The organism is Rhizobacter sp. P2_H2 (assembly GCF_056403375.1).
The window spans coordinates 1-2,446 of record NZ_JBFUFP010000829.1 but is presented as its reverse complement, the minus strand read 5'-3'; the positions used below and the strand labels follow the sequence as shown (position 1 = coordinate 2,446).

Genomic DNA, 2,446 nt, shown 5'->3' with positions numbered 1-2,446 from the left:
CCCGAAGACCTTCACCGAGATCCGCCGCATCCCGACCGGCAAGGAACCGCACCACCTCTACCTGACGCCCGACGAGAAATCGCTGATCGTCGCCAACGCACTGAGCGATTCGCTGACGCTGGTCGACCCGGTCACCGCCGAGGTGCAGCGCACGATCACGAAGATCTCCGACCCGTACCACCTGCGTTTCTCGCCCGACATGAAGTGGTTCGTCACCGCGGCGAACCGGCTGAACCACATCGACATCTACCGCTGGGAGCCGGCCGACGCGGCCAACCCGATGAAGCTCGCCGGCCGCGTGCCGGCATCGCGCACGCCCAGCCACCTGTCGATCGACAGCAAGAGCACCGTCATCTACTCGTCGATGCAGGACAGCGACGAGTTGATGGCGATCGACATCGCGACCCAGAAACCGCGCTGGAAGATCACCGTCGGCAAGCTGCCGGCCGACGTCTACCTGACGCCCGACGACAAGCTGCTGCTGGTCGGCCTCACCGGCGACGAGTTCGTCGAGGTCTACGACGTGAGCCAGGCGCAACCGAAGCTGGTCAAGCGCATCCTGACCGGCGCCGGCGCGCATGCGTTCCGCAGCCGCGGCGACGGCCAGCATGTGTTCGTCAGCAACCGCGTTGCCAACACCATCAGCATGATCGACACCCGCACGCTGAGCGTGGTCGACACCTACCCGGCGCCGGGTGGCCCCGACTGCATCGACGTGCTGGCCGACGGCAAGACGCTGTTGGTCAGCTCGCGCTGGGCGCGCAAGCTGACGCTGGTCGACATCGAGAAGAAGCAGGTGATCCGCCAGGTGGCAGTGGGCCGCTCGCCGCACGGGGTGTGGACGCTCGACCATGCGTCGCGCCGCTAGGCCTGTCCTTGTCGCAGCGCTGATCGCGGCGCTGGCCGCACCGGCCCATGCCGCCGGCTGCGACAAGCCGGTCTACCTGACGCTGGACACCGGCCACATGGGCGTGGCCCCGCTGGTCGCCGAGGTGCTGAACCGCGAGCAGGTGAAGGCGACCTTCTTCCTCGCCAACGAGAAGACGAAGACCGACGGCACCAGCCTCGATGACCAGTGGGCGCCGTGGTGGAAGGCCCGTGCGGCCGAAGGCCACCTGTTCGGCTCGCACACCTTCGACCATGTCTACTGGGTGGCCGATGTGAAAACCGGCATGAAGGGCGGCGGCTTCAAGGTGCGCCCCAGTGCCGGCCCGAACGCCGGCCAACTGCTGACCTGGACCGCGGCCGAGTACTGCGCCGAGCTGCAGCGCCCCGCCGACCGCTTCCGCGCGATGACGGGGCAGGCGATGCCGCATCTGTTCCGGGCGCCGGGCGGCAAGACCTCGCCGGCGCTGCTGGCCGCGGCCAAGGCCTGCGGCTGGACGCATGTGCCGTGGAGCGCCGCCGGTTTCCTCGGCGACGAACTGCCGAGCGATCGCTACCCGAACGCGCAACTTTTGCAGCGTGCGCTGGATCACATCCGGCCGGGCGACGTGATGCTGGCCCACCTGGGCATCTGGTCGCGCCAGGACCCGTGGGCGCCGGCGGTGCTCGAGCCGCTGATCCAGGGGCTCAAGCAACGCGGCTTCTGCTTCGCGACGCTGCGCGACCACCCGGCCTACCGGGATGCCGCGCAGCGCTGATCCCTTCTGAAGTCATTCACCTTCCCGCCATGATCGATTCGTTGCTGCTCGCCTTCACCGACGCCTTCGGCCGCGTGCAGCAGGCGCTGTTCGAAGGCGTCGTGCAGCCGCTCGCCTTCCAGCTCGGGCTCGGCAACGTCGTCGAGGATGCGTTCGATGCCACCGGCTGGCTGCTGGTCGGCCTGCTGCAGATCGTCGTGCTGCTGGTGGTGTTCGGCGCGCTGGAGCGCTGGCGCCCGGTCGAGCCGGTGACGGACAGGCGCGCGGTGCGCGTCGACGTGCTGTACACGCTGATCCACCGGCTCGGGCTGTTCCGCGTGGGCTTGTTCTTCGCGGTCGATCCGCTGTTCGACGAGGCCTTCGGCGCCGCGCGGCTGGCGGGCCTGCCGACCTGGCAGCTCGACGAGTGGTTCGCGCCGTGGTGGGCGGGTGTCACCGACACCGCGTGGTTCAGCTTCGTCGCCTACCTGCTGGTGTTCGATTTCGTCGACTACTGGATCCATCGCGGCCAGCACCAGTTCCACTGGTGGTGGGGGCTGCATTCGCTGCACCACAGCCAGCGGCAGATGACGATGTGGAGCGACAACCGCAACCACCTGCTCGATGACCTGATCCGCGACAGCGTGATCGTGGTCGTCGCGCGGCTGATCGGGATCCCGCCGGGGCAGTTCATCGCGGTGGTGGCCTGCACGCAGCTGCTGGAGAGCCTGTCGCATGCGAACCTGCGGGTGTGGTTCGGCCCGGTGTTCGAGCGCGTGTTCGTCAGCCCACGCTTCCACCGGCTGCACCACAGCATCGGCCTG

3 protein-coding genes are annotated in these 2,446 nt (G+C 68.4%); all 3 read left to right on the top strand.

The features are described 5' to 3' along the window. Positions 1-868: YncE family protein (locus tag AC1D15_RS26955; RefSeq protein WP_477828419.1), on the top strand; the 868-nt coding region annotated here is incomplete at its 5' end. Further along, positions 852-1,643, top strand: a complete 792-nt coding sequence (locus AC1D15_RS26950) for a polysaccharide deacetylase family protein (protein ID WP_047513070.1) — start codon at positions 852-854, stop codon at positions 1,641-1,643. The genes AC1D15_RS26955 and AC1D15_RS26950, both read left to right, overlap by 17 nt. A gap of 29 nt (positions 1,644-1,672) precedes the next feature. Further along, positions 1,673-2,446: sterol desaturase family protein (locus tag AC1D15_RS26945; RefSeq protein WP_477828418.1), on the top strand; the 774-nt coding region annotated here is incomplete at its 3' end.